3 protein-coding genes are annotated in these 1660 nt (G+C 48.0%); 1 reads left to right on the plus strand and 2 read right to left on the minus strand.

The features are described 5' to 3' along the window. The coding region (locus K2Q26_03465; protein MBY0314551.1) for a hypothetical protein at nucleotides 1-903 on the plus strand (903 nt) is incomplete at its 5' end. On the opposite strand, the gene K2Q26_03470 is transcribed toward K2Q26_03465, so the two are convergent. Further along, nucleotides 904-1278, minus strand: a complete 375-nt coding sequence (locus K2Q26_03470) for a hypothetical protein (GenBank protein MBY0314552.1) — start codon at nucleotides 1276-1278, stop codon at nucleotides 904-906. 217 nt (nucleotides 1279-1495) lie between these two features. After that, nucleotides 1496-1660: hypothetical protein (locus K2Q26_03475; GenBank protein ID MBY0314553.1), on the minus strand; the 165-nt coding region annotated here is incomplete at its 5' end.

Below are 1660 nucleotides of genomic sequence, written 5' to 3' on the forward strand. Positions count from 1 at the left end.
CCAGTGACTTTAACCAACGCTTCCACGGTCTATATCGAAAACGCCCCAGCGGCGGGAACGAACACCACGATCACAAATCCACTGGCTCTTTATGCGCCCGCCGGAAATGTTTCTTTCGGTGGGAGCCTGGGTATCGGGACTACCGCACCGGGCGAAAGACTGACGATCGGGAATGGGTCTTTCAATTTTCATGATGGCGGAAATAAAGTGATCGGTTTTAGCTCTGACTTCGATGTTGGAGGTTGGGATCGGCAAAATGGAGCTCCTTACCAGGCCGGAATTGAATTTAATCCGACATTGGGTGATCTAGGAATCGGGATCGGTGGTTCAGACAACGCGGATTACATGACATCGTCGAATCGATTGATCATTAAGGCGAGTGGTAATGTGGGGATTGGTACGAATTCGCCGGGCCAACGTCTCAGTGTCGCGGGAACAATCGAATCGACGAGCGGTGGAATTCGATTCCCAGATGCAACAACTCAAGCCACTTCTGCATTTGGACCTGTGTTTTACATGAATGGTGGTTCGGTAAATACCTCTGCCGTTGCGACCAAGATTCCGCTCGATACTGCATTCATAGATTCTAATAGTTCGATCAATACAGGTTTAAATCGTGTTGTTCCTACGAAAGCTGGCTACTACTCTGTCACGGGAAAAGTGAGCGTTTCCATGACAGGAACGGGAGCATTTACGTTATCAGCAATGATCTACAAAAATGGAGCAAGTTATGAGGCTTACAATCAACTTATCAATTACACCTCGCCTTTTGTTCAGACAATGACGGTGACCACACTTGTATACATGAACGGGACGACGGATTATCTAGAGCTCTACTGTGGAACCAATTCGGGAACGGCGACATGCACGGGCAGTATCAACGGACATTACATTCGGCCTTAACTACTTCTGTTGAGTCGCGGTGCACTCAGTTTTTACGTTTACAATTTGCAAGGTGCTCTTTTGATTTTTTTCGCCGGGGACGGGTGGAGTGAGGCTTTCTTTGCCTTGCACCGAGCAGGTCTCTCCGTTTTCGAGTTTGACGATCGACTTGATAACGGTATTTTTGTAGTCGTCTTTTTCCACAGAACTCACTTTAAATTGAGTGGTTTTCGAGGCGCGAGTGAGTTCGGTTTGTTTTTGCATTTCTTTGGTGATCACTTCGCGGCTGAGGGGAGCGGGGACGGGCTCAGAATTTTTTTTGGCCTCTTTGGCGAAAACGAGCGATGTGGACACAACCGCGATCAAAGAAAATCCTGCCAACATTAATTTTTTCATAAACACCTCAGCCCTTAGGCACTGAGAAAGTGAGCATCATTTGTGCCACTTTCTGGAGCTGAGTAGTAGTCGTAAATCGTCGGAGCGACAACAGTTGATCTTAGGCGTTGGCAAACCTTTTGACAGCACTGAAAGGATTACTCCCCCGAGATCCTTTGCTGCGCTCAGGATAACGGGGTCTTCGGGTCACGGGGCTTTAAGATCGGTGGTCAGCGTGCTAAGACGTCTGTGACTTCTTCATTTCCTCGTTTCGGAGCTCTTTACGGAGAATTTTACCGACGTTCGTTTTGGGAAGTTCGGTGCGGAACTCGACGTGTTTAGGAACTTTGTAGCCCGTCAGTTTCTTCTTTGAAAATTCGATGAGATCTTGCGACGTGGTCTC

This window comes from Bdellovibrionales bacterium (assembly GCA_019750295.1).
Lineage (GTDB): Bacteria > Bdellovibrionota > Bdellovibrionia > Bdellovibrionales > JAGQZY01 > JAIEOS01.